This is a genomic window from Citrobacter sp. Awk 2, from assembly GCF_028069815.1.
Classification (GTDB): Bacteria; Pseudomonadota; Gammaproteobacteria; order Enterobacterales; family Enterobacteriaceae; genus Citrobacter.
Window position 1 is genome coordinate 12894 of the sequence record NZ_JANEWL010000015.1, and the last position, 25435, is coordinate 38328.

At 52.0% G+C, this 25435-nt stretch carries 20 protein-coding genes, 1 tRNA gene and 1 other RNA gene; 5 read left to right on the forward strand and 17 right to left on the reverse strand.

Features of this window, described 5'->3' with window-relative positions:
* The first annotated feature begins 34 nt into the window (after positions 1 to 34).
* Positions 35 to 964 (forward strand): sugar kinase, encoded by a 930-nt coding sequence (locus NNO02_RS06375; protein ID WP_271454427.1) that lies wholly within the window; start codon positions 35 to 37, stop codon positions 962 to 964.
* A gap of 58 nt (positions 965 to 1022) precedes the next feature.
* Here NNO02_RS06375 and NNO02_RS06380 read toward each other — a convergent pair whose 3' ends face one another.
* The 4 genes from NNO02_RS06380 to NNO02_RS06395 all read right to left on the reverse strand — a co-directional run bounded on the left by NNO02_RS06380 (position 1023) and on the right by NNO02_RS06395 (position 6523).
* Positions 1023 to 2516 carry a M16 family metallopeptidase gene (locus NNO02_RS06380; RefSeq protein WP_271448729.1) on the reverse strand — a complete coding sequence of 498 codons (1494 nt, stop codon included), beginning with the start codon at positions 2514 to 2516 and terminating at the stop codon, positions 1023 to 1025.
* Between the two features lie 222 nt (positions 2517 to 2738).
* Positions 2739 to 4025 carry a C4-dicarboxylate transporter DctC gene (gene dctA, locus NNO02_RS06385; RefSeq protein ID WP_048213643.1) on the reverse strand — a complete coding sequence of 429 codons (1287 nt, stop codon included), beginning with the start codon at positions 4023 to 4025 and terminating at the stop codon, positions 2739 to 2741.
* A 157-nt stretch (positions 4026 to 4182) separates the two neighbouring features.
* Positions 4183 to 6189, reverse strand: coding sequence for a biofilm formation regulator HmsP (hmsP, locus tag NNO02_RS06390; protein WP_271454428.1), 2007 nt, complete (start codon positions 6187 to 6189; stop codon positions 4183 to 4185).
* A gap of 226 nt (positions 6190 to 6415) precedes the next feature.
* Positions 6416 to 6523 (reverse strand): type I toxin-antitoxin system toxin Ldr family protein, encoded by a 108-nt coding sequence (locus NNO02_RS06395; protein WP_202037470.1) that lies wholly within the window; start codon positions 6521 to 6523, stop codon positions 6416 to 6418.
* A gap of 426 nt (positions 6524 to 6949) precedes the next feature.
* Here NNO02_RS06395 and megL point away from each other — a divergent pair, with 426 nt between their 5' ends.
* Positions 6950 to 8146, forward strand: a complete 1197-nt coding sequence (gene megL / locus NNO02_RS06400) for a methionine gamma-lyase (RefSeq protein WP_271440395.1) — start codon at positions 6950 to 6952, stop codon at positions 8144 to 8146.
* Positions 8147 to 8263: 117 nt separating this feature from the next.
* Positions 8264 to 9562: a transporter gene (locus NNO02_RS06405; protein WP_271454429.1), complete on the forward strand. Its 1299-nt coding sequence runs from the start codon at positions 8264 to 8266 to the stop codon at positions 9560 to 9562.
* Positions 9563 to 9595: 33 nt separating this feature from the next.
* Here the strand turns inward: NNO02_RS06405 and NNO02_RS06410 are convergent, their stop codons facing one another.
* The 12 genes from NNO02_RS06410 to NNO02_RS06465 form a co-directional block, all read right to left on the reverse strand.
* A complete protein-coding gene (locus NNO02_RS06410) occupies positions 9596 to 10798 on the reverse strand; it encodes a sigma-54 interaction domain-containing protein (protein ID WP_271454430.1) in 1203 nt (400 codons plus the stop codon).
* Between the two features lie 176 nt (positions 10799 to 10974).
* Positions 10975 to 11979 (reverse strand): dipeptide ABC transporter ATP-binding subunit DppF, encoded by a 1005-nt coding sequence (gene dppF, locus NNO02_RS06415; RefSeq protein WP_271454431.1) that lies wholly within the window; start codon positions 11977 to 11979, stop codon positions 10975 to 10977.
* Positions 11976 to 12959, reverse strand: a complete 984-nt coding sequence (gene dppD, locus NNO02_RS06420) for a dipeptide ABC transporter ATP-binding protein (RefSeq protein ID WP_271454432.1) — start codon at positions 12957 to 12959, stop codon at positions 11976 to 11978. Before dppD ends, dppF begins: the two co-directional genes overlap by 4 nt.
* 10 nt (positions 12960 to 12969) lie before the next feature.
* Positions 12970 to 13872 (reverse strand): dipeptide ABC transporter permease DppC, encoded by a 903-nt coding sequence (gene dppC / locus NNO02_RS06425; protein ID WP_137382040.1) that lies wholly within the window; start codon positions 13870 to 13872, stop codon positions 12970 to 12972.
* 9 nt (positions 13873 to 13881) lie between these two features.
* Complete coding sequence (gene dppB, locus NNO02_RS06430) at positions 13882 to 14901, reverse strand: dipeptide ABC transporter permease DppB (protein ID WP_003827415.1); 1020 nt, start codon at positions 14899 to 14901, stop codon at positions 13882 to 13884.
* 167 nt (positions 14902 to 15068) lie between these two features.
* Positions 15069 to 16676: a dipeptide ABC transporter periplasmic-binding protein DppA gene (dppA, locus tag NNO02_RS06435; RefSeq protein ID WP_271454433.1), complete on the reverse strand. Its 1608-nt coding sequence runs from the start codon at positions 16674 to 16676 to the stop codon at positions 15069 to 15071.
* Entirely contained in the window at positions 16591 to 16827 is a 237-nt protein-coding gene (locus NNO02_RS06440) for a hypothetical protein (RefSeq protein ID WP_170974355.1), read from the reverse strand. The genes dppA and NNO02_RS06440 overlap by 86 nt, the downstream gene beginning before the upstream one ends.
* A gap of 752 nt (positions 16828 to 17579) precedes the next feature.
* Positions 17580 to 17712: non-coding RNA, RtT sRNA (locus NNO02_RS06445), on the reverse strand.
* Positions 17713 to 17745: 33 nt separating this feature from the next.
* A tRNA-Pro gene (locus tag NNO02_RS06450) sits at positions 17746 to 17822 on the reverse strand.
* 90 nt (positions 17823 to 17912) lie between these two features.
* The gene (gene eptB / locus NNO02_RS06455; RefSeq protein ID WP_271454434.1) at positions 17913 to 19604 is read right to left on the reverse strand and encodes a kdo(2)-lipid A phosphoethanolamine 7''-transferase; all 1692 of its coding nucleotides are present in this window, start codon (positions 19602 to 19604) and stop codon (positions 17913 to 17915) included.
* Positions 19605 to 19814: 210 nt separating this feature from the next.
* Positions 19815 to 21017 carry an L-lactate MFS transporter gene (locus NNO02_RS06460; protein ID WP_271454435.1) on the reverse strand — a complete coding sequence of 401 codons (1203 nt, stop codon included), beginning with the start codon at positions 21015 to 21017 and terminating at the stop codon, positions 19815 to 19817.
* A 251-nt stretch (positions 21018 to 21268) separates the two neighbouring features.
* The gene (locus NNO02_RS06465) at positions 21269 to 21970 is read right to left on the reverse strand and encodes an autotransporter outer membrane beta-barrel domain-containing protein (RefSeq protein ID WP_271454436.1); all 702 of its coding nucleotides are present in this window, start codon (positions 21968 to 21970) and stop codon (positions 21269 to 21271) included.
* Positions 21971 to 22129: 159 nt separating this feature from the next.
* Between NNO02_RS06465 and tag the strand changes: the two genes are divergently transcribed.
* The gene (gene tag / locus NNO02_RS06470) at positions 22130 to 22699 is read left to right on the forward strand and encodes a DNA-3-methyladenine glycosylase I (RefSeq protein ID WP_202037460.1); all 570 of its coding nucleotides are present in this window, start codon (positions 22130 to 22132) and stop codon (positions 22697 to 22699) included.
* Positions 22689 to 23129, forward strand: coding sequence for an N-acetyltransferase (locus NNO02_RS06475; protein ID WP_137382046.1), 441 nt, complete (start codon positions 22689 to 22691; stop codon positions 23127 to 23129). Before tag ends, NNO02_RS06475 begins: the two co-directional genes overlap by 11 nt.
* On the opposite strand, the gene NNO02_RS06480 is transcribed toward NNO02_RS06475, so the two are convergent.
* Positions 23098 to 25431: a molybdopterin guanine dinucleotide-containing S/N-oxide reductase gene (locus NNO02_RS06480; RefSeq protein WP_271454437.1), complete on the reverse strand. Its 2334-nt coding sequence runs from the start codon at positions 25429 to 25431 to the stop codon at positions 23098 to 23100. The genes NNO02_RS06475 and NNO02_RS06480 overlap by 32 nt on opposite strands.
* Positions 25432 to 25435: the final 4 nt, after the last annotated feature.

Sequence of the window (25435 nt, forward strand, 5' to 3'; positions counted from 1 at the left end):
CTAACGCTAATTTTTTTCAGAGCAGGTTACGACTATGTCCAGGAAGATTGCCGTGATTGGCGAATGCATGATTGAGCTGTCACAGAAAGGCGCTGACGTTCAGCGCGGATTCGGTGGCGACACGTTGAATACATCCGTTTATATTGCCCGTCAGGTCGATTCTGCGGCCCTTTCCGTACATTATGTCACGGCGCTGGGCACTGATAGTTTCAGCCAGCAAATGCTGGAATCCTGGCAGGGCGAAAACGTCGATACGTCATTAACCCAGCGTATGGAAAACCGTCTGCCGGGTCTCTATTACATCGAGACTGACAGTACTGGTGAGCGCACCTTCTACTACTGGCGTAATGAAGCGGCGGCGAAATTCTGGCTGGAGAGCGAACAGTCCGACGCCATTTGCAAAACGCTGGCGACATTCGACTACCTGTACCTGAGCGGAATCAGCCTGGCGATTTTAAGCCCGGCCAGCCGTGACAAACTGCTGTCGCTGCTGCGCGAGTGCCGCGCCAACGGCGGTAAGGTCATTTTTGACAACAACTACCGCCCGCGTCTGTGGAGCAGCAAAGAAGAAACTCAGCAGGTGTACCAGCAGATGCTGGAGTGCACCAATATTGCGTTCCTGACGCTGGACGATGAAGACGCACTGTGGGGTGAAAAACCCGTAGAGGACGTGATTGCCCGGACTCACGCAGCTGGCGTACAGGAAGTGGTTGTGAAGCGCGGTGCAGACTCTTGCCTGGTGTCCATCGAGGGTGAAGCACTTATCGATGTACCGGCTGTAAAATTACCGAAAGAGAAAGTGATCGATACCACAGCGGCAGGAGACTCCTTCAGTGCCGGGTATCTGGCAGTACGTTTAACCGGTGGCGATGCCGCTGAAGCCGCTAAACGCGGTCACCTGACGGCAAGTACCGTTATTCAGCATCGCGGGGCGATTATTCCACGCGACGCCATGCCGCAGTAACTATTATCCTTGTAGGCCGGAGGCGCTTCGCTTGCCCGGCCTACACGTTACGATAGCTTTACTGTACCGCCGGAATATCCGTCACTTCTGGGTGAGATTCATCCGTTTCAACCGGCGTTGCCGCCGTAGTCGCTGGCACCATGATGCTATCCCATGTCGCCTGCAGATCCTTCATGTTGAACTCAGGTTCCCCTTTCGGCTGAAGCAGAATGAGAGCCATATCCTGCGATAGCTGCTGACGCAAATCCTGATTCAGCATCTCAACGGTCAGGCCATTAAGGAAATTCTGCCGTAAACGCTGATACTGTTCTGGCGCGATATCCACCACCTGGTTTTGCAACGAGCGCAAACGCTGGCTGATCAAAATATCGGTATCGGTGCGGCCGTAGGTGGCAAACAGTTTCTGCAATTCCAGATTTTTTTGCGCCACCAGCGCATTAAACTCTTCTTCCGGCAGGCCCTTATCCCGCACTTTCGCCAGTTCGCGTGCCACCGTGCCCAGGTTCGCATTTAGCTTATCGTTCGGCGATTCAACGTTAATGGCGCACTGTGCACGCAGGAACAGCACCCGACAATCAAAGCCGAGGCCGATATCTTTTGCGTTGTTCCTGGATAACGTCTGCTGAATATGCCAGAACAGCGCTTCACGGGCTAAATCAGCACGCCAGTAGCGTAACAACGCGGCGGATTCACGAATAGGTTGCCACGGCGCGTCCCACATGATGGAAAGGCGATCCTGGCGTACCGCATCGGTCATAATGCTTACCGCTTCCGCACGCAATGGAGAGAGCGTAGGCACCGGTGCCGGCGTTTCACGTTTTCCTTTTAACTCACCGAAGGTTTTATTGATTTGCTCAGCCACGCTGCGCGCGTCAACGTTACCGACGATAATGAGCGTCATTGCGTCCGGGGTATACCATTTCTGGTAGAACGACTGAATTTTTGCTGCATCAATCGGTTTTTTCAGCGGATCGGCGGGATCGTGTCCTAACAGCGTGGAACCTTTCAAACGATAACGCCACCACCCCTCTTTGGTATCCGTCGGCCATGTTGCCACCATATCTTCGCTGCTCAGCGCATGGTTAACCGTTTCAGGGGTAATGGTTAGCTTGCCGGAGATATTCGCCAGATATGAAAGCGACTCTTTCAGCAAGTCATTCCGGCTATTGGGTAAGCTAAGGTTATACAGCGTGGAATCATAGGAAACGATAACGGGCGGCATGGGGCGTTTAGGATCAAACCCCTGCTGCCACAGAGAACGGGCTTGCGTGGCATCAAGGCCACCGCTTTGCGTCAGCGCGATACGTGGGATCGCATGGCTAAAACCACTCTGTTGCGTACTTTCGGTGAGTGAACCGGTATTTACCAGCAGGCGAACCTCAATACGGTCGCTGGGGCGCTGGGGGGTGGCTAACACTTGCCACTGGAGGCCATTCGCCAGCGTGCCCTGTTGCCACGCCGGGTCAGGCTGGAGCGCATCTGCCTGCACATAGCCGGCAGAGGCCATCATCAGCAAGCCGCCCGCTAAAAGTCGAATTTTTGTGCCCTGCATGTGAACCCCTGATCAACTATCCTGGTAATAAAAAGACAGCCCTGAGAAGGACTCTCTGAATATGACGTTAAAAACACTTCGTGTTAGACCGCAAGAACATAAAAATGTCACGGAAGAAGTGAAAAAATCCCGAAACCGTCGAACAGACAGTTTCAGGCTCAGGGGGTAATTATGCGCAAACGCCCGCAGTCCTGGAAGGGACTACGGGCATAAGTGGCGAGATTAAGAGGATAAATCGTGCGTTTTGCCATCCGGCGCACGATTATTCAGCACATCATCAAGCTTTTTGTGGTCCAGTTCTTTCACCCACTTAGCCACAACGACCGTTGCCACACCGTTACCGACCAGGTTAGTCAGCGCACGCGCTTCAGACATAAAGCGGTCAATACCCAGGATGAGCGCCAGACCCGCTACCGGCAGATGCCCTACTGCGGAAATCGTCGCTGCCAGCACGATAAAGCCACTTCCGGTCACGCCCGCTGCACCTTTCGAGGAGAGCAGCAGCACCACCAACAGGGTTATCTGATGGAAGATATCCATATGACTATTGGTGGCCTGCGCGATAAACACCGCCGCCATCGTCAGATATATCGATGTTCCATCAAGGTTAAACGAGTAGCCGGTGGGAATAACCAGACCAACGACAGACTTCCGGCAGCCCAGCTTTTCCATCTTATCAAGCATACGCGGCAGCGCTGACTCGGAAGAAGAGGTCCCCAGAACGATCAGCAGTTCTTCACGGATATAGCGGATGAACTTAAAGATGCTGAAGCCGGTTGCGCGAGCAATCGAGCCCAGCACCACGACCACAAACAGGATACAAGTGATGTAGAAGCAGATAATCAACTGACCCAGTTGCACCAGCGTTCCGACGCCATACTTACCGATGGTAAAGGCCATGGCACCGAAAGCACCGATCGGCGCAAGGCGCATGATCATGTTGATAATGCCGAAAATAACCTGCGAGAAACTTTCAATTACGTTGAAAATCATCTGGCCTTTGCTGCCCAGACGGTGCAGAGCAAAACCAAACATCACCGCAAACAACAATACCTGCAGGATGTTGCCGCTGGCGAACGCGCCGATGACGCTACCCGGGATAATATCCATCAGGAAGCCCACGATCCCCTGGTCTTTTGCCTGCTCGGCGTAAATCGCTACCGCTTTGGCATCCAGCGTTGCCGGATCGACGTTCATCCCGGCACCAGGTTGCACCACGTTGACGATGATAAGACCAATGATCAGCGCAATCGTACTAACCACTTCAAAATAAAGCAGTGCAACCGCACCTGTGCGGCCTACTGCTTTCATACTTTCCATACCTGCAATGCCGGTAACGACAGTACAGAAGATAACAGGTGCGATGACCATCTTAATGAGCTTAACGAACGCGTCGCCAAGCGGTTTCATTTGGGCGCCTAATTCAGGGTAGTAATGGCCAAGGAGGATACCAATGGCAATTGCTGTCAGGACCTGAAAGTAAAGGCTTTTGAAGATAGAGGTTTTCATAGGGTGTCCTTAAAGTAAAAACCACAGGTCTTGTAAGGTTTTGTTTAACCTGCGGCCTTAAAGTAACACCCACACAACATGACAGAAATGCACCTGGATCATAATTGATACAAATTTGTTAAAAATTTTGAACTGGCTCGCACAAGCGCTACCTTTTTTAACTTTTGTAATCAGCTGATTCCTTCGCTAAATGGCGTTCTTCGAAGATATCTGCCGGAACCGGACGGGCAAACAGGAATCCTTGCGCGACTTCTACCCCTGCCTGTGATAACCAGTCGCGTTGCGCTTCGGTTTCAACGCCTTCCGCAATCATTTGCAAATTGAGACTATGAGCCAGCTGAATAATGGCAGAAATCATACTGCTATCCTCTGGCAGGCCTTCAACAAACATCTTATCGATTTTGAGCACATCAACTGGCAGTGACTTCATGTGCTGCAACTGTCGCAGACCCGCATAGCCCATACCAAAATCATCCAACGCAATGCGTACCCCCGCATTGCGCAGAGGACGCAGGATAGCAACAGCGGCGTTCGGATCATCGATATGCCGGCTTTCGGTAACTTCAAGAATCAAGGTGCCGGGCTTAATGCGATAACGGTTTAACAACTCCAGCAGATCCGACACCATACTGGGGTGCATCAGCTGTAGTGCAGACAGATTCACCGACAGCGGTAACATCAGACCACGTTCCTGCCAGGCCGCAAGCTGGCGACAAGACTCCTCCAGCACCCAATATCCAACCTTCACCATCAGACCACAGGATTCAATCCTGTCGATTAACCCTTCCGGTAATTCCCAGCTTCCGTCTGCCTGCTGCATCCGCAATAAAGCTTCAGCACTCAACATCTTGCCGCTGGCGATCTCTACCTGCGGCTGCATCCACAACGCAAATTGCTGGTGATCAAGCGCGGTCAGAATGTCGTTCTCTTCAGTCAAACGCTGCTGTGCTTCTTCCATTTGCTGCGGATCAAAGAACTGGATCTGGTTTTTACCCTTGCGACGCGAGGTTAACACTGCCGATAGCGCGCGGCTGTATAGCTGTTCCGCCGTCAAATCGCCGTAGTACATCGCCACCCCAATATTGCAGCTCGGGCGTAGCTGGATACCCTGAATAGGCAACCGTTCATTCATGATAGTGAGTACTTGCTGACCTAATGTGATTGCATGCCAGGGTTCCTTCACACCATGCGCAATAATCGCGAAGTCATAGCCGCTCACCTGAGTAAGCACCATTCTGGGTGCCAGCACCGATCTCAGTTTCTCAACCAGCGTCAACAGCAGGATTTCCCGCTGGGTCTCGGTCAATACACCGGCGGTATCACGCAGGGTTTCGCAGGTGACAATCATCAGCGCAGTTGTTTGCGGGCCAGTAACAATCTGCCCCAGTAGCCCCATTAAGAACGTCTTATTTGGCAGTTCAGAGACCGGAAAGCGCATCGAATTGTCGTTCTGCTCTTCACTGTGGCGCAGGACCAGTTGCTGATTCAGGTTGTAGCTACGCACCAGCATCCCAATCTCATCATCCTGATGCATAGGCGGTAATGTCAGTTGATAGCCGATCAGCTCCTGCTGCGGAATATCGTTCAGTTCGCGAGCAATTTTGCGTAACGGGTGCACAATCAGGCGGTTAATACACCAGGAGATGGCTACCGACAGGATTAACGACAAAAGTAAGTAAATGGTCACTAACGTTGAAAGTGTGCTCGTCACGAATTTGTACATGCGGTATGAATCCGCCTGTAACACCAGATACGCCAGCGGCTGTGGGTTGGCGGAGCGCTCAAGAGAATAGACCGGGAGCGAAATCTGCACCGGCAGTTCAAACAGTCGAGTCACCGTAACCGGAACGGGGCGTTCAGGGATAAAGCTCATCCGCAATGCCTGAAACTGGTTGGGCAGTACCACATCCGCGCGACTGACCACGCCAGCGGGCTGGATACGGCTTAAAATCAATTCTGCTTCGGGGATATCCCCCTTCAGGATGGCGGCCGACAGAGGTTCACGAACGGAGCGAGCGATGCTTTCCAGTTGCGTAGCCGTGTTATAGCGGTTCTGCTGGACCAAATGGAACAACAAAACGGTGCAAAAAATAAAAACAAACACCATGACAACGGCCGCAACCATCGCCATCTGCTTAATTGTTAACGAGCGACTGACACGCAAACTGACTCTCCACGGATAGACAAAAACTGCCGTCAGAGTATACCCCATCGTAGCGGTATTAAGAGAGGCGGTATCTGAAAACTTCCCTTTGTGCATTATCGCCGCAGGTTAGAGACATGACGCTGGGATTTGCCTGCAATTAAGGCGAAAAAGGCCGCAAAGTTTCCTCTGCGGCCCGGTTCGGGCGCATATTGCCATTACGGCAACCAGACACCCATAAGGGGCATTACTTACTGTTACGCAGCCAGTTCACAATCAGGCTGGCAATAATGCCAGCGATGATCGGCGCTGCCAGATCGTGCCAGAAAGCACTACCCAGTTGCATGAGCGTCATATAGCCGCCTGCGTTGCAATGGCAATTATTCGCGGCTATTCTTAACTTGTCTGGAGTCAAGTTAGCCCCCGTTTTGTTGCCAGGTTTTTACCGAACAACGTGCGGGGGTTTTCTCTTTCCAGCAACCTATGCCGCCGGGGATCAAGCCCCCGCAACATTGCGCCTCACCGGGATATCCCGGCTTGCCGCTGATTCTACGGTAACCTTTTCGCCCTGACATCCCGGCACCATCCACTCTGCGTGAAGCCTCGCAATTACGGCGCTACAAATCCGATATGGCTGGAAAGATTGTTGCCAGTTGGCAACTTTCCTGACGCTCTCCTGAAACAAAAATTATCTAATTCATTGATATTTAAATCTTAATTTTCTGGCACAGCAATTGCTATTTGAGTGTGAGCTGTTCTGTTCCGAATTAAAGGAGATATCATGTCTGACTGTCGTACTTACGGATTCAATACCCAGATCGTTCACGCGGGGCAACAACCCGACCCTTCAACTGGCGCGCTCAGTACGCCTATCTTCCAGACTTCAACGTTTGTTTTTGACAGCGCCGAACAGGGTGCCGCCCGCTTTGCGCTCGAAGAGTCCGGGTACATTTATACCCGTTTGGGTAACCCCACCACCGATGCGCTGGAGAAAAAGCTGGCAGTTCTGGAAAGGGGTGAAGCCGCGCTGGCAACGGCATCCGGCATTTCCGCCATCACCACAACTCTGCTGACGCTGTGTCAACAAGGTGACCATATCGTTTCTGCCAGCGCAATTTATGGTTGTACTCACGCATTTCTGTCGCACAGCATGCCGAAGTTCGGCATTAACGTGAGTTTTGTCGACGCCGCGAAACCGGAAGAAATCCGCGCCGCGATGCGGCCGGAAACTAAAGTTGTGTATATCGAAACGCCCGCCAACCCGACGCTCTCATTGGTCGATATCGAAACAGTGGCGGGCATTGCCCACCAGCAGGGCGCTTTGCTGGTCGTGGATAACACCTTTATGTCGCCATATTGTCAGCAGCCTCTGCAATTGGGCGCAGACATCGTGGTCCACAGTGTAACCAAGTACATTAACGGACACGGTGATGTGATTGGCGGCATCATTGTCGGGAAGCAGGAGTTTATCGACCAGGCGCGGTTTGTTGGTTTGAAGGATATTACCGGCGGCTGTATGAGCCCTTTCAACGCCTGGCTAACCCTACGCGGCGTTAAAACATTGGGCATTCGTATGGAACGTCACTGTGAAAACGCGCTGAAAATTGCCCGTTTCCTGGAAGGACATCCCTCCATTACCCGCGTGTATTATCCAGGTCTGACTTCGCACCCACAGTATGAGCTGGGCCAACGGCAGATGAGCCTGCCCGGGGGAATTATCAGCTTTGAAATTGCCGGCGGCCTCGATGCTGGCAGACGGATGATCAATTCTGTAGAATTGTGCCTCCTCGCGGTCAGTCTCGGTGATACCGAAACCCTCATTCAGCACCCAGCGTCTATGACACATTCGCCCGTTGCGCCAGAGGAACGGCTTAAAGCAGGTATTACCGACGGACTTATCCGTCTTTCTGTCGGTCTTGAAGATCCAGAAGATATTATTAACGACCTTGAACACGCCATCAGAAAGGCAACATTCTGACCATTACGACCTGAACCGACGACGATCGGTTCAGGTCGTTGAGAATCAAGGCACAACAGTCTGGCTATACGCGCACTCCTTTTTTGGGGAGAACGGGTATTTTGGGCAGGGGGTTCTATGCAGGACAACACATTACAATTAAGCAACAATACAGCAACCGCCGTACCATTCTCAAAGAAAATACCATTTACAAAATACGATTTTGGCTGGGTATTACTCTGCATCGGCATGGCAATTGGTGCTGGTACAGTTCTGATGCCGGTACAAATTGGCTTAACCGGCATTTGGGTTTTTATTGTCGCCTTTATTATCGCTTACCCGGCAACGTATATTGTGCAGGACATTTATTTAAAAACATTATCCGAAAGTGAAACCTGCAATGACTACACCGATATTATAAGTCATTACCTTGGAAAAAATTGGGGTGTATTTCTCGGTGTAATTTACTTTTTGATGATTATTCATGGAATATTCATCTATTCATTATCCGTTGTTTTTGACAGTGCCTCATATATAAAAACCTTCGGGCTAACCGACACCGACCTTTCGCAATCAATCATCTATAAAGTGGCTATTTTTGCGGTACTGGTCGCCATTGCTTCCGGTGGAGAAAAGCTGCTGTTCAAAATCTCCGGCCCGATGGTGGTGGTAAAAGTCGGCATTATCATTATCTTCGGCTTTGCGATGGTCCCACACTGGAACTTCAGCAATATCAGCGCCTTTCCTGAAGCTTCGGTCTTCTTTCGTGACGTTCTGTTGACCATCCCATTCTGCTTCTTCTCTGCGGTGTTTATTCAGGTGCTCAACCCCATGAATATCGCCTACCGCAAACGGGTGGCTGACCGGGTGCTGGCAACGCGCATGGCCATTCGTACCCACCGCATCAGCTACATTACGTTGATTGCAGTCATCCTGTTTTTCTCATTCTCATTTACCTTTTCGATTAGCCACGAAGAGGCGGTTTCAGCCTTCGAACAGAATATTTCTGCACTGGCTCTGGCGGCGCAGGTCATTCCTGGTCAGATTATTCATATCACCTCCACGATATTGAATATCTTTGCTGTCCTGACCGCATTCTTCGGTATTTACCTGGGCTTCCATGAAGCGATTAAAGGGATTATCCTTAACGTACTTAGCCGCGTAATTGATGTTGATAAAATAAACCCACTAGTGCTTACATTGGGTATTTGCACGTTTATCGTTATTACGCTGGTTATTTGGGTTTCGTTCCGCGTCTCAGTGCTGGTATTCTTCCAGTTAGGCAGTCCGCTATATGGAATTGTGTCGTGTATTATTCCGTTTTTCTTGATCTATAAAGTGGCGCAACTGGAAAAACTGCGCGGGCTAAAAACCTGGCTAATCCTGATCTACGGGATTTTGCTGTGCCTGTCGCCACTGTTAAAACTGATTGAATAATCCGATGACAGCGCCGTCAATGTCTGGCGGCGCTTAACTCACGCTCTCAAGCTGGTAGCTACGAATTTTATTCAATACCGTGGTATGCGATACGCCCAGCACCTTAGCAATATGCCGCGACGACACATTCTCTTCCACCATCTGCTCAATTAACTGACGCTCAGCGCACTGGACCTGTTCTTTAAACGGACGTTGAGTGTGGCGCAATTCGCCTGCCGACAGATTCGCCATCCCCAGGTCTTCCCGGGTAATAACATCAGATTCGGCCATCAGCATCAGACGAATAATCGTGTTTTCCAGCTCGCGTACGTTCCCCGGCCAGCTGTGCTGGTGCAAAGCGTCAAAACAGGCTTTATCCAGAATAATTCGCCGTTGGAACTCCTTCGCGTATTTCTGCACAAAGTGGCGGATCAGCAGACTGATATCCTGCGGGCGCTCGCGTAACGGTGGAATGGTGAGTGAAAGTACGTTGATGCGGTAATAGAGATCGGCGCGCAGCAGACGTTGCTCCACCATCTCTTCCAGATTTGCGTTCGTCGCCACAATAATACGCGCATTAACCGGAATGGTTTGCGCCCCGCCAACGCGACGGATCCCCCCATCCTGGAGGACACGCAACAATTTGGCCTGTAAGCTCAGCGACATTTCACCAAATTCATCCAGAAAAAGGGTGCCTTTATCAGCCATTTCAAACAGCCCTTTTTTGCCTTTACAATCCGCGCCACTGAAGGCCCCTTTCTCATAGCCAAAAAACTCACTTTCCATCAGCGACTCGGGAAGTGCTGAACAGTTAACCGGAATAAACGGATAAAAACGTCGCTGCCCGGAATTATGGATGGCCCGGGCAAGCAGTTCCTTACCGGTTCCGGTTTCACCACGTACCAAAACGGTATATTTGCTATCCGCTATTCTGATCGCTTTTTCTATCAGCAGTTGCATGCTCTGGCTGCTGCAAATAATGTCAGAAAAATAACGCGGACGTTCCGGTTCAGACATCGACAGTTCGCTTATCTCTTCGCACAGATATGCAACGTTAATAATATCAGCGCGCTGGCTTAAGCAGGATTGTACGCAGGAAATATCCTGCAATTGGCGACACCAGGATTTAATCAGAATGCGTCCAGGCGTAACTTTCATGGAGATGATATTGATATCACAGCAGGAAAATTCCTTCAGGACATCCTCAACCATCGACAGACGATCAATTGTTTTAATATCCCAGCGTATCGTGACCACATTTGCTCCTGGTAGTTAGCAACTGCGAAGTAGATATTTCTGTGACGAAAGCCAACCTGACTACATTCTAGACACTATGGAATAATGTTCTGCCAATGGACTCACATTGTGGGAGTAAAAACGAATTATAAAAAAACCGGAGCACAAGGCTCCGGTTATTGGGTCATAACCCACGTTTATTGCTGCGGATTTTCATCCTGGTCAACGGCAAAGCACGCTACCAGTTGGCCGCCGTAGTCTTTCAACTGTGGCTGTAGCTGGGTACAAGGACCAAAGCGACGACGGCAACGGGCATTGAACGCACAGCCTGGTGGCGGATTCAGCGGGCTTGGCAGCTCGCCGGTCAGCTTAATGCGCTCGCGACGGTCATCCGGGTTCAGACGTGGTGTCGCAGAAAGCAACGCCTGCGTATACGGATGGCGCGGATTATTGAAGATCTGATCCTTGGTGCCCTTCTCCACACAACGGCCCAGGTACATCACCATCACTTCATCCGCAATATGTTCCACTACCGACAGGTCGTGCGAGATAAAGACGTAGGACAGCCCCAGTTCCTGCTGCAGATCCATCATCAGGTTCAACACCTGCGCACGCACGGATACATCCAGCGCGGAAACGGGTTCGTCGGCAATCACTACGTCCGGGTCAAGCATCAGGCCACGGGCAATCGCAATACGCTGACGCTGACCGCCGGAGAACATATGCGGATAGCGGTCGTAGTGCTCGGTTTTCAGCCCCACTTTCGCCATCATCGCCAGCGCTTTTTCACGGCGCTGCTCTTTGCTGAGCGTGGAGTTGATCAGCAACGGCTCTTCCAGAATCTGCCCCACTTTCTTACGCGGGTTCAGAGAACCGTACGGGTTCTGGAACACAATCTGGATTTTCTGCCGACGCAACTTCTGCGCCTGCGGGTCGTGCTTCAGCAGATCCTGTCCCTGGTAATACAGTTCACCGCCGGTCGGGACTTCAATCATCGTCAGCAGGCGTCCAAGAGTGGATTTCCCACAACCCGACTCACCGACTACCGCCAATGTTTTACCGCGCTCTAAGGTGAACGAAACGCCGTCCAGCGCTTTCACCAGGCGTTCCGGGGCGAACATACCCTTCTTCACCGGATAGTGTTTTTTCAGTTCAATGGCCTGCAACAGCGGCTGTGGCAAAGCGGCCTTTTGCGTACTCATAGCCCAGGCCTCCCGGCATCATCAAGTGGGTAGTGGCATTTCGACTGACGACCGCCTTCCAGCAGGTTCAGTTCAGGTTCTTCAGCCCGGCATTTGTCGGTTGCATAGGGGCAGCGAGGATTCAACAGACAACCGTTCGGGCGGTCATATTTCCCTGGCACCACACCCAGCAACGATGCCAGACGCGCTTTATCCTGAGCAAACTCTGGCAACGCACGCAGCAACGCCTGGGTATATGGATGACGCGGTGCGCGGAAAATGTCGTGCGCCGCTCCGGTTTCCACCACCTGACCGGCATACATCACGATAATTTTATGCGCAGCCTCCGCCACCAGCGCCAGGTCATGAGTGATCAGAACCAGCGCCATATTCTCTTTCTGTTGCAGTTCCAACAGCAGCTCAATGATCTGTGCCTGAATGGTCACATCCAGCGCTGTTGTCGGTTCGTCGGCAATGAGCAGCTTCGGACGACAGGCGATCGCCATCGCGATCATCACACGCTGGCTCATCCCACCGGACAGCTGGTGCGGATACACATCCAGACGCGAGGCCGGGTCAGGGATACCCACCAGCGTTAGCAGGTCAATTGCCCGCTGAACACGCGTTTTTTTATTTCCGCCCTGGTGCACCTTAATGGCTTCCATGATCTGGTAACCCACGGTATAGCACGGGTTAAGACTGGTCATCGGGTCCTGGAAGATCATTGCCACTTCCGCACCCACCAACTGACGACGCTCTTTCTCAGAGATACGCTTCAGATCGCGACCGTTAAACTCCAGATTTTCGGCCATCACGCGGCCGGGGTAGTCAATCAGCCCCATAATCGCCAGCGAACTGACCGATTTACCGGAGCCGGATTCGCCCACAATACCAACCACTTCGCCCTGGTTCACACTGTAACTAATACGGTCTACGGCGCGGAATTCGGAACCAACGTCACCGAAGTGCACCGATAATTTATCTACATTTAATAACGCCATCTCGAACCTCTTACTGCTTCAGTTTGGGATCGAGCGCGTCACGCAGACCGTCACCCATCAGGTTAAATGCCAGCACCGTCAGCAGGATCGCCAGACCCGGGAAGGTCACGACCCACCAGGCACTCTGCGCAAACTGCAACACGTCGGAGAGCATGGTTCCCCATTCCGGTGTTGGTGGTTGCGCACCCATACCCAGGAAGCCAAGCGCGGCCATATCGAGAATAGCGTTAGAGAAACCGAGCGACGCCTGAACGATCAGCGGCGCAAGACAGTTAGGAAGAATATTAACGAACATCTGACGCATCGCACCTGCACCCGCTACGCGGGAAGCGGTAACGTAATCGCGGTTCACTTCCACCAGGACTGCGGCACGCGTCAGACGGACATAGTGCGGCAATGCCACAAACGTCAGCGCCAGCGCGGCGTTACCAATAGAAGGACCAAATACGGCAACCAGCACCAGAGCCAGCAACAGGCTCGGCAGCGCCAGCATAATATCGACCACACGCATGATGACGTTATCGACGATACCGCCAAAGTAACCGGCAACCAGACCGAGCACCACGCCCATCAACAGGGACAGTACGACCACCAGGCAGCCAACCAGCAGCGATAAACGCGCGCCATACATCAGACGCGACAGCACATCGCGGCCTACATCGTCAGTACCGAACAGATGTGCCATGGTGCCACCTTCCTGCCACGCAGGTGGGGCCAATAGCGTATCGCGGAACTGATCAGCTGGATTGTACGGTGCGAGAACGTTGGCAAAGACCGCAATCAGGATCATCACCACCACATACACCAGCCCGACAACCGCACCTTTGTTGCGTTTAAAATAGTGCCAGAACTCCTGCAACGGGGTCATCGGCACCGGTGCAGCAATAACTTTATTTTCAGTAACCTGTGACATGATGGCCCCTTACTTCTTATGCCGAATACGCGGGTTCACCACGCCGTACAGTAGGTCTACCAGCAGGTTGACGAGAATAATCATCGTCGCCACCAGTAATACCCCGCCCTGCACTACCGGATAATCACGGCGTTGCAGCGCATCAATCAGCCAGCGCCCCAGACCTGGCCACGAGAAGATGGTTTCGGTCAGGATCGCCCCCGCCAGCAGCGTACCGACCTGAAGGCCAATAACGGTCACAACAGGCAGCATGGCGTTGCGCAGAGCATGAATGATGATGACGCGCATACGGGTCAACCCTTTGGCGCGCGCGGTACGAATGTAGTCTTCGCCCAGCACTTCCAACATCGATGAACGGGTCATACGCACAATCACCGCCAGGGGAATGGTGCCAAGCACCATCGCCGGCAGGATCATATGCGCCAGCGCATCAATGAAGTTGCCCTCTTCACCCCAGATGGCTGTGTCGATCAGCATAAATCCGGTCAGTGGATTGGAATCATCAAGGAACACCATGTCACTCACACGACCGGAAACCGGCGTCAGATTCCACTGCACAGAAACCAACATGATCAGCATCATGCCCCACCAGAAGATAGGCATTGAGTAACCGGTCAGCGCCAGACCAACGGCGGTATGATCAAAAATAGAACCACGCTTAACGGCGGCCAGTACACCCACCGGGATACCCACTGCGACGGCGAAAATCATGGCGCAGACACCGAGTTCCAGTGTCGCTTTAAAGCGAGGCACGAACTCTTCCCACACCGGTAAGCGGCTTTTCAGCGAGATACCGAGATCACCATGCATAACCCCCCAAATATAATGGAGGTACTGCTGCCACATCGGCTTATCCAGACCAAGTTCAGCCAGCAATTGAGCGTGACGCTCAGGGGAGATCCCACGTTCACCTGCCATGATCATGACCGGATCGCCGGGGATCATATGGACGAAGGCAAAGGTGAGAAGAGTGATACCGATAAACGTGGGGATGACGAGTCCCAAACGTCGGAGAATGAACTGCAACATAACCCGGATTCTCTCTAATGACGCGCAGCCTGGTGACAGTGCGTCTGTATTGCTCACAAATCTTATCCCACGCAAACTGCATCGCGGGTAAAGCATTACGCCGGATGGCGCTGCGCTTATCCGGCTTACACAATACCGGGGCGCAGCGCTTCCTTAATTGCTTTTAATTATTCGACAGAAACGTTTTCGAAGTGGTGTTTGCCTAATGGATCAACCACATAGCCTTTGACTTCTTTACGCACTGGCTCGTACACGGTGGAGTGAGCAATGATCAGCGCAGGTGCCTGGTCATGCATCACAACCTGAGCCTGTTTGTAGAGCTCAATACGCTTGTTGTGGTCATCGGTTGCACGTGCCGGCTGAATCAGATCTTCAAACGGCTTGTAGCACCAGCGGGAGTAGTTGGAGCCATCTTTCGCCGCAGCACAGCTAAACAGCGTGGCGAAGAAGTTATCCGGATCCCCGTTATCGCCGGTCCAGCCCATCATTACAGCCTGATGTTCACCAGACTTGGCACGCTTGAGGTACTCACCCCATTCGTAGGTAACAATCTTGGCCTGAACACCAATTTTCGCCCAGTCAGCCTGGATCATTTCAGCCATACGGCGCGCGTTCGGGTTATACGGACGCTGTACCGGCATTGCCCACAGTTCAACGGTAAAGCCTTTATCCTGACCGGCTTCTTTCAGCAGTGCTTTCGCTTTCTCAGGATCGTAGTTGTAATCTTTAACGTCGTCGTTATAGCCCCACATGGTCGGCGGGATCAGGTTCTTCGCGGCAACGCCAGCCCCCTGATAAACAGCTTTGATGATCGCTTCTTTGTTTACCGCATAGGTCAACGCCTGACGAACTTTCACGTCATCAAACGGTTTCTTCTCGGTGTTGAAAGAGAGATAACCGACGTTCAGACCAGCCTGCTCCATCAGATTGATATTTTTGTCCTGCTTCATGCGCGCAATGTCCGCCGGGTTCGGATACGGCATCACCTGGCATTCATTTTTCTGCAGTTTGGCATAACGCACGGAAGCGTCAGGCGTAATGGAGAAGACCAGACGGTCAATCTGCGGCTTGGTGCCCCAGAAGCCGTCGAACGCTTTATACAGAATACGAGAATCTTTCTGGTACTGCTGCAGCTGGAACGGACCAGTACCGATTGGGTTCAGGTCAACTTTCTCCGGCGAACCGGCCTTCAGCATGTTGTCCGCATATTCTTTAGAAAGAATAGAGGCGAAGTCCATAGCCAGGTCAGCCAGGAACGGTGCTTCCGGACGGGTCAGTACGAACTGGACAGTTTTATCGTCCACTTTCTTCACTTCACTGATCAGGTCTGGCAGACCCATCCCTTCGAAGTATTCGTAGCTGCCGCCAGAAACTTTATGGTACGGGTTCTGAGCATTTTTCTGACGATCGAAAGAGAACACCACGTCATCAGCGTTGAAATCACGCGTCGGCTTGAATTCTTTATTGTCCTGCCACTTCACGCCCTGCCGCAGGTGGAAGGTATAGGTTTTACCGTCTTCGCTGATTTCCCACTTCTCAGCAAGGCCGGGGATCACTTCGGTGGTACCGGTTTTGAATTCAACCAGGCGGTTATAGATCGGTACGGAGCTGGCATCATAGGTAGTACCAGAGGTGAAAAGCTGTGGGTTAAAGCCTTCAGGAGATCCTTCTGAACAATAAACCAGAGTTTTAGCCTGTACGCTTGCGGCGCAGGTCATGGCCACCAGGCTCAGACCAAGCTTCAGCATCCCTGACTTCTTCAAGGAAATACTCATTCTTCTGCTCCAAATGTGATGTTTGTTGTTTTACCCTTTGCAGTGGGTTTGCACCGCCTGGCCTTTTTTGTTTTTTACCCGGCCGGGTCGGCGTTAAGAGGATGGGGATTCCGTTCACATAAGCGACTGAGTTGCAGTGCGGATTCTCCATGAAATGCCCCTCATGCCCTACAATCTGTCAACAGAATGTGAAAACGTCAATACAGGTAACCGTGATTTACACCAACGGTGAGAATTGGCAAACAAAGATTAAAAAAAGTGCAGACGGGTATTTTCAGCAGGGAAATTTGTGCTACGCGCACTATGCCAGAATAAATATCTTCATATTCAGAAACATTTGGTGATTAACATTTATGCAAATTATGAAAATTTTCTCAACACATGCTGCATATCTGAGCGATTAATACCATGAACGTTAAAACGCACAGCGGAAAATGCTAGGTTCAGCCATAAGTAACGCAAAAAAAGATTCAAGCAAATATAAAAAAAGGCAATGGAATATGTCACAGAATCGTTAACAGTCAGTGGGAAGTGGTGCACAATTTTTGCAGATAAAATGAAGGTCAAAATGGGGATGGGAAAACGCAAAATACATCCTGTCAGCGCTTGCCTGTAGGCCGGATAAGGTGCTTGCGATGCCAAAACGGTGTAATGTTTTGCCTGATGGCGCTGCGTTCGTAGGCCGGATAAGGCGTCTACGCCGCCATCCGGCGATGCCAAAACGCTGCAATGTTTTGCCTGATAGCACTGCGTTCGTAGGCCGGATAAGGCGTCTACGCCGCCATCCGGCGATGCCGACTCCCGCGCGCTTTAATTGCCTGATGGCGCTGCGCTTATCAGGCCTACAAATCTTTTGGATTCCAGAAAGCAAAAAACCCGCTCAAAGAGCGGGCTTTTCTAATTTGGTCGGTGATAGAGGATGACTCGCCACTTCGTGGCTCGCCCTGCGGGCCGTTGCTGGCGCAACGTTCTCTCGCTCCGCTCGAGTCGAACCTCTTGCCCCCGGAGGTTCTCATCCTCACGGGCTTCAAATGCAAAAAACCCTGCTCGTTGAGCAGGGTTTTAAATTTGGTCGGTGATAGAGGATTCGAACCTCCGACCCCTTCGTCCCGAACGAAGTGCGCTACCAGGCTGCGCCAATCACCGAATGCGGGGCGCATCTTACTGCTCAGCTGCGCGCCCGTCAATCCCTTAGTATCAAAATGCCATTCGATCGGTGAGAAAGTCAGCAGCCCATTACCGGGCTACAACCTTCTTATCGTCCGGGACATGACACCAGTTGTTATTCTCATTTATACCGCCGTTTGGCGAGGTATATCCAAGGCAACCGAGAATGGTGTCGTACAGTTCAACATGGCGACGCGGAACCTTCATATCAGCCTCCTGCTTAAGGTGGGCGAAGGCTTTCGCATGATCGGGGTCTTCCAGATACTTATCAGACATCCACACCAACATAGGAACGCGGAACTGCTCTGGTGGTGCCATTTTACGTGGCGTACCGTGCAGGTGTTCACGCTCGTTGATCGACTCACCGTGATCGGCAGCATAGAACACGATCGCTTTCTTATCGCGCAGCTGGTCAAACACTTTGGTGATAAAGTGGTCAACATAAGTTACCGAGTTATCAAATGAGTTAATCATCTGCGCTTTCGAACAACCGCTATCAACATTGACACACTCCGGCTTCCACTGGGCGTACTCACGGGTATAGCGCTGCGTGTAGTTAAAGTGTGAGCCTTTGGTATGCAGGATAATCAGGTGCTTACCGTTATCATCCGGTTTGATTGATTGCTGCATCTCAGAAATCAGCAGCATATCGTCAACCGTTTTGCCACGGTTACGCGGCTCAGCGCCAATCTGCTCACGATATGCGATGTTCTCCGCCATCGTGTTGCTGTAAAACCACATCTCACTTTGCATCGCGTAGAGATCGGTATTAAAACCTAGCTGGCTGAGTACAGAAAAGACGTTTTGTTCTTTCAGCGTACGCTGCGGGTTTTCCTCTGCTCCGCCTTCACGAACAAACATACAGCGTAGCGAAAGTTTGGTTGCCGTATCACACGAATATCCGCGGAAAGCGGCCAGGTTTTTTTCCTGAGCCAGCCTTGGCGTAGTATTTCTCTCGTAGCCAAAAATACCCATATGATCCCAACGGGTCGTTTCGCCGATAATAAACACGACGTAGGTATCATCAATATTCTTGGGGGCGACGTAGGTAAATTTCTTCGCCGGATTCATCAGCGACTTGTTATCTGAAGACTCATCAACCTGCGCCCAGGCATACAGACCCAGCGCAGACAACCAGTTTGAAGGCAAATATGAATTTGCCACTACGCCACCGTAGCTGGGCAAATCAATACCCGTTTCCCGTTCAACCGATTTCTGCTGTATTCCCAGTAACCGAATCGGCGCCCACACCATCAAGCCAGCCAACAAAACAACGGCCACGCTACGCCATCTCATACCTGGCGTACGTATCTGTTTTAACAGGGTATAGCGGCAGCGATTATTCCAGATAAGCAGCAGCGGTAAGATGCTGACCGAGACCAGCCACACAATAAAATGCCAGCCCACAACTTCCTTTGATAAATCAATATCGGTTGTCATGACCGAGGCAATAATGCCGTAGCCAATTACCACATTCAGGAAGGTCATGTAATAGCTGGCACCAGCGGAACACAGCACCACAAAGGTAGCCAGTACGCGCCAGGCCCGCCGACCAAACAGAGACAGAAGACGAAGTAAAAAGAAGGTAACCAGCACGGTGCCGGCCAATTCAACAACCGCAGAGATTCCTTTCAGCGCGGTAAATTCCTGCACATAGCTGCCAATGCGGCGATAAAAAACTGCGCAGTTCATAAACAGACCGATATAGATCGCAAGCAAGAAGCTAAGCTTTTGCTGCGTCATCGATTTAATGTATCTCATGCAAAAAAACCCTGGGAATCGGGATAAAAACACCCTGTGAAGTGGTCAATCGAACCAAACAGGGAAAAATGCGACAACAGCAGAGATGAAATGTCTACGGGCGCGGCTAAGTAGACCACAGGAGGGGAGAAAAGTGCTTATGGAGAATGCAAACGGCGCATATATTTTTGTAAATATATGCGCCGTGTATAAATCAGACAAAGAGTAAAATCAGGCGTGTGCCTCTGTAAATACACTACGCTGCGGCTGGCGAATGGTCGTGGACAGCGCCAGCGAGATGATTAACAGCGCAAAGATAACGCAGAAGGTCACATAGAAACCGCCGAACAGCGAGGCGATAATTGACCCGCAGATGCTGCCAATCCCGAAGCCCAGGTAGATGACCCCATAGTTTTTCGCGAGGTTATTCAGGCCGAAGAACTCACTCACCAGTGACGGGAAAACCGTAATGGTGCCACCGAAGTTGAAGGCGACACAGGCAATGGCTGCGAAGAATGTCACTTCATTCAGCGGAGCAAAAAGCAGCGCCGCCATACCCACCAGCGAAACAACCTGACCAATGGTGATAACGCGAATACGGGAAATTTTGTCGGACAGAATACCCAGAACCAGACGACCTGACAGGTTCGCGATAGAAATAACAGTTACCGCATTCGCTGCTGTTGCCACATCCATTTTTGCCAGGCTTTGGGCGATATCTTTCGCGACACCAATCACGTAAAGCCCGCTCATGCATGCTGTCAGGAACATCACTGCCAACATCCAGTACTGTGGTTTACGCATGGATTGCGCCAGCGTGTAGTCGTTCTCTACCACGCCATTTACGGCTTTAACGTCCTGGTTTGGCGCATCTTTCATCAGCGTGGAGCCAAAGACAATCATCACCAGTACAATCGCGCCCCAAATCATAAAGGTCTTTTCCAGACCCACTGTGCTCAGCAGTTGGCTGTCGATAAATTTAAAACCGAGGCTACCCAGGCCGTAAGAACCGATCGCAAAGGCGGAAATCAGCCCTTTACGCTCAGGGAACCATTTCACGCAGTTGGACAGGGTTAACAGGTATCCTGCACCGTCAGCCAGACCAACCAGTACACCGGCACTCAGCCACAGCATAATCAGGCTGTCAGAATGCGCGGTTAAGAAGAAGCCCACACCCAGTAAGATACCGGATGCCATGGTGACGCGTTTCACGCCGAAACGTTCCTGAAGCTTCCCGGCGACGGAAGAAGAGATCGCCAGACCCAGACTCAGCAAACCAAAGGAAAATGCAACCTGACTAACCGGTGCATCAAGCTTTGAAGAGAGTGCGCCATTGAACAGGCTCCAGGTATAAACAGAACCTAATGCAAATTGGGTAATGATGGTGCCGATCAGTGTCAGCCACCGGGTACGCTGATAATCAGAAGTTTTCATGGCAGTCTTCCTGCATAAACAAAATGGGAAATTCTCTGCCGACAACCATACCGAAGTGCTTTTATGACCAGGAGAAAACGGCATGAAATGCCATCAGGACGGAATGAAATGCCTGGATTGCGGAATGAATGACGAGACAAAAAGTCGGGTTACTGAATTTTATTGCCGGAGTTAGTGCACGCTATCGCTGGAATGCGTGTGATTCTTGATCCCAATATGTTACAGAGGTGTTTTATCCAGGCTTTTTTTCGTTAAAATTTGGCGCTCACTCCCATGGTGTACAGGTAGTCGCTGTTATTCGTACTGTTTTCTGCCTGAGAAAGTGCCGCATAGGCAGCCATATGCTGATTCAGCAGCATATCTGCACCGACAGTGACATCGACCCAGTTACCATCCTGACTCGTCGCCGCCATACGATTGAGACCCGATTGCGCCTTCCAGATATTCTCGCCAAATTGCTGGTTATAACTGATTTGCGCCCATGGCCGTATATCGCCAAGCTGCGAGTCGACCCGCCAACCCAGGGTACTGACGCTGGCATGCCACATCGGATCGGTCAGCGTTAGCGAAGTCACACTGTCGCCAAATTCGTTGTAGGTAGATGCGGTTGAACCATCATAATGCAGGGCTGCGACGGGCCCCGTCGTCACCTTACGGGAAAGGGGAAAATTCCAGCCCACACTCATACCGCTGGTCGCATCCAGAGCCGCTTGGTCCGCAAGATTCACCACCGGCCCCGCCACGTTCTGGGTGGAGCGAATACGCTCTTCCAGGATGTCGTTATAACGTGGTTGGTGATCGCTGTCCCATGTATAACGTTCCGACGTATGACCGGACAGCGCATCAACGATATATTCTTGTTGCCAGCCATATGCCGTATTGGCAAACAGCGCACAGACGATGACGTTCGCCAGGATTAACCTCTGACGACCACTACTGTTTCTTATAATCATCAACGCGACTCCAGAAAAGAGCCGAATTCGGCGATATTATTGTCATTGTTTAAAGGATATCGGGCACATGAGGCCCTGTATTAAATATTGTCTTTTTAGCGGGCGCGTCAAGGCGGGCCGAATGAAATTTTTACGCCAGTAAAAACAGCGAGGAAGAGTATGCAGCGTTGCGGTTGGGTCAGTCAGGATCCACTATACATTGCCTATCATGACAAGGAATGGGGCGTCCCGGAAACCGATGGTAAAAAGCTGTTCGAAATGATCTGCCTTGAAGGCCAGCAGGCTGGGCTGTCGTGGATAACGGTGCTAAAGAAACGGGAAAACTATCGACAGGCATTCCACCACTTCGATCCTGCAACCGTTGCGGCGATGACCGAAGAGGATGTAGAAAGGCTGGTACTGGATGCCGGTATTATTCGCCATCGAGGAAAGATTCAGGCCATTATCGGCAACGCCCGCGCCTTTTTGGCAATGGAGCAAAACGGTGAGCCGTTTAGCGAGTTCGTCTGGTCATTCGTCGATAACCAACCGCAGTTAACCCGTGCAGCCAGTCTGAGCGATATCCCTACTTCAACGCCTGCCTCTGACGCACTTTCTAAAGCGTTAAAAAAACGGGGATTTAAGTTTGTTGGCACCACCATCTGTTACTCCTTTATGCAGGCATGCGGTCTGGTCAACGACCATGTCATCGGCTGCATGTGCTACCCAGGAGAACAACATGATTCGTGAATCCAACGCTGACGATCTGGCACCCATTCTGGCACTGTGGATGGAAAGCACCATTTTTGCCCATCCTTTTATCGAAGAACGCTACTGGCGCGAGAGTGAGCCTATCGTACGTGATGTCTACCTGCCCGCTGCGCAAACCTGGGTGTGGGAAGAAAACGGTGTGCTCAAAGGTTTTGCCAGCGTGATGGAAGAGCGCTTTTTAGGCGCGCTGTTTGTAGAGCCTGCCGCCATCAGAAGCGGTATCGGCAAAGCGCTGGTGCAACATGTGCAGCAGCGCTTTTCGTGGCTCAGCCTGGAGGTCTACCAGAAGAATCAATCAGCGGTAAACTTCTACCACGCACTGGGCTTTCGCATTGAAGACAGCGCGTGGCAGGAAGAGACTCACCATCCAACCTGGATTATGGGCTGGCAGGTGGATCAAACGCCGTAAGCACCAGGTTCGGCCCACTGTACTTCTCCAGCCACGCCAGCGCGGTATTGCCCGCACAGCCGTTCCCCAGCTTCGAGCTGGGGAGATCTTTGGTCAGCACGTTGACAGCGCCATTTTTACAAATACCGTCGGCGGCCGGGTCCAAATCAGGCCAGGCCCCCTCGTGAATACAGATGACGCCGGGTTTGATCCCTGTCGTCACAACTGCACCCGCCAGGATATGCCCGCGGTGGTTCCACACCCTGACCGTATCGCCATCTGCAATCCCCCGCGCTTGCGCATCCTGCGGGTGTATTGTCACCGGCTCCCGATCCGCCACCGCATACTGTTCGCGTAACGCACTGTAGTTGAGCTGGCTGTGCAAACGGTGAGCCGGATGGGCGGAGAGCACCTGCAGTTGGTCGGGTTCGGCATTGCCGAACCACTCATCGGGCTCCAGCCACATCGGGTGTCCTGCACAATCCGCATAGCCGTAACCTGCAATTTTTGCAGAATAGATTTCAATTTTTCCACTGTCCGTTTTCAGCGGATGCGCCTGTGGATCGCGGCGAAAATCAGCAAAACGGATGAACTGCGTATTTGCGGCGTTTTCCGGCATTTCGATCAGTGCATTCTTTTGCCAGAACTCAGCGAAGGGCGGCAGTGTAACCTGCTGGCTGGCACCACGCTGCGCAGCAATGTCGTAAAAAGTTTCCAGCCACGCCAGTTCGCTTTTCCCCTCAGTGAATCGGGTATAACCGCCCTGTTCCCAGCGCTCACTCAGCTCGGCAAAAACATCAAAATCGTTGCGCGCTTCAGCCTGTGGCGGTACGACCTGCTTCATCGGCACCAGATGCTGGTTGCTGTAGTCTCCGGTCATGGTCAAATCGTTACGTTCAAAAGAGGTTGTCGCGGGTAACACGATATCGGCATGCTTCGCCGCAGCGGTCCAGAAACACTCCGAGATAACCACCAGTTCCGGCTTTTGCCAGGCGCGGATCAGACGATTGGTGTCCTGGTGATGCGTGAAGTTTGCGCCCCCGGCCCACCAGAGCATGCGGATGTCCGGGAAATGCCGATCCATACCGTTGTGCTGATAGAAACCGCCGGGATTTTCCAGCGCCTCGACGATACGCGCCACCGGGATTTTATCCACCGCGTCGGTGCCGCCTTTGAGGCTCCCTTGCATCGAAGCCAGTACCGCTGCACGACGCGTCGGGTTCCCTCCGTTGGCAAAATGATACGACAGTCCAAAGCCACCGCCGGGCGTGCCAATTTGACCGAGCATGGCGGCCAGCGTGACGATCATCCAGTGTTTTTGCTCGCCATACTGCTGACGCTGCATACCCCAACCGGCCATCAGCATGGTGGTATTTTGGTGAAATATTGCTGCAAGTTCGCGTATTTTCGCTGCCGGAATACCACAAATTTCAGCAGCCCACTCTGCCGTTTTCGCTATCCCATCGGATTTACCCAGCAGGTAGTCGGCGAACGAATCATATCCGGTTGTACAACGGGCGAGAAAATCCTCGTCATGCCAGTCGTTTTCCACCAGCGTATACGCGATACCCAGCATCAACGCTACGTCGGTCCCCATATGCGGGGCAATCCATTCCATCTTGTCGCCAAAGAACGCCACACTTTCCGATCGCATTGGATCGATGCAGATCAATCGCTTACCGCTATCGCGCAGCGCTTCAAAGTAAGCAATACCCTGTTCGTCAGAAGCATTCCAGGCAATTTTAAGCGTATTCAGTGGGTTAGCACTCCACAGCACCACCACATCGCTATGCTCCAGCACCATCGGCCAGCTGGTCTGCTGCTGGTAAACTTCGTTGCCACCTACTACATACGGCATGATGGCCTGTGCCGCCCCCGTAGAATAATCCCCCAGGTGCCCGGTATATCCCCCCGCCAGCGCCATATAGCGCTGCAGCAGGGTCGCCGCTTTGTGTAATACCCCGTTCGACCGCCAGCCGTACGAGCCGGCAAAAATCGAGGCTGGACCGTAACTGTCACGGATGCGTTTATGCTGCGCATCGATAAGATTCAGTGCATCGTCCCAGCTAACACGAACAAACTCATCCTGCCCGCGCACGCCTTGCGGATTATCCGGCGAGGCAAGGAATCCTTTACGCACCATGGGAAAACGTACCCGCGTTTTACTGTGTACTTGATCGCGAACCACGGTTTGCAGCGAGTTGGGATGAGAGGTGGGTAATGCCCCCCGGGATGAAAAAACAGTCTCGCCATCGGTTTCGACAAGAATGGGCCCCCAGTGTGCGGCAGTTAACACCGGGTAATGTGCAGGTGAATTAGCCAAGATG

Bases quoted from the DNA above. Each gene is read 5' to 3' on its own strand.
- NNO02_RS06440 (WP_170974355.1), bottom strand. From the start codon at position 16,827: ATGGAGAATCCGCACTGCAACTCAGTCGCTTATGTGAACGGAATCCCC.
- NNO02_RS06460 (WP_271454435.1), bottom strand. From the start codon at position 21,017: ATGAAAACTTCTGATTATCAGCGTACCCGGTGGCTGACACTGATCGGC.
- tag (WP_202037460.1), top strand. From the start codon at position 22,130: ATGCAGCGTTGCGGTTGGGTCAGTCAGGATCCACTATACATTGCCTAT.
- NNO02_RS06405 (WP_271454429.1), top strand. From the start codon at position 8,264: ATGCAGGACAACACATTACAATTAAGCAACAATACAGCAACCGCCGTA.
- dppD (WP_271454432.1), bottom strand. From the start codon at position 12,959: ATGGCGTTATTAAATGTAGATAAATTATCGGTGCACTTCGGTGACGTT.
- NNO02_RS06465 (WP_271454436.1), bottom strand. From the start codon at position 21,970: ATGATTATAAGAAACAGTAGTGGTCGTCAGAGGTTAATCCTGGCGAAC.
- dppF (WP_271454431.1), bottom strand. From the start codon at position 11,979: ATGAGTACGCAAAAGGCCGCTTTGCCACAGCCGCTGTTGCAGGCCATT.
- NNO02_RS06380 (WP_271448729.1), bottom strand. From the start codon at position 2,516: ATGCAGGGCACAAAAATTCGACTTTTAGCGGGCGGCTTGCTGATGATG.
- megL (WP_271440395.1), top strand. From the start codon at position 6,950: ATGTCTGACTGTCGTACTTACGGATTCAATACCCAGATCGTTCACGCG.
- NNO02_RS06395 (WP_202037470.1), bottom strand. From the start codon at position 6,523: ATGACGCTCATGCAACTGGGTAGTGCTTTCTGGCACGATCTGGCAGCG.
- dppB (WP_003827415.1), bottom strand. From the start codon at position 14,901: ATGTTGCAGTTCATTCTCCGACGTTTGGGACTCGTCATCCCCACGTTT.
- dctA (WP_048213643.1), bottom strand. From the start codon at position 4,025: ATGAAAACCTCTATCTTCAAAAGCCTTTACTTTCAGGTCCTGACAGCA.
- dppC (WP_137382040.1), bottom strand. From the start codon at position 13,872: ATGTCACAGGTTACTGAAAATAAAGTTATTGCTGCACCGGTGCCGATG.
- NNO02_RS06475 (WP_137382046.1), top strand. From the start codon at position 22,689: ATGATTCGTGAATCCAACGCTGACGATCTGGCACCCATTCTGGCACTG.
- dppA (WP_271454433.1), bottom strand. From the start codon at position 16,676: ATGAGTATTTCCTTGAAGAAGTCAGGGATGCTGAAGCTTGGTCTGAGC.
- NNO02_RS06375 (WP_271454427.1), top strand. From the start codon at position 35: ATGTCCAGGAAGATTGCCGTGATTGGCGAATGCATGATTGAGCTGTCA.
- eptB (WP_271454434.1), bottom strand. From the start codon at position 19,604: ATGAGATACATTAAATCGATGACGCAGCAAAAGCTTAGCTTCTTGCTT.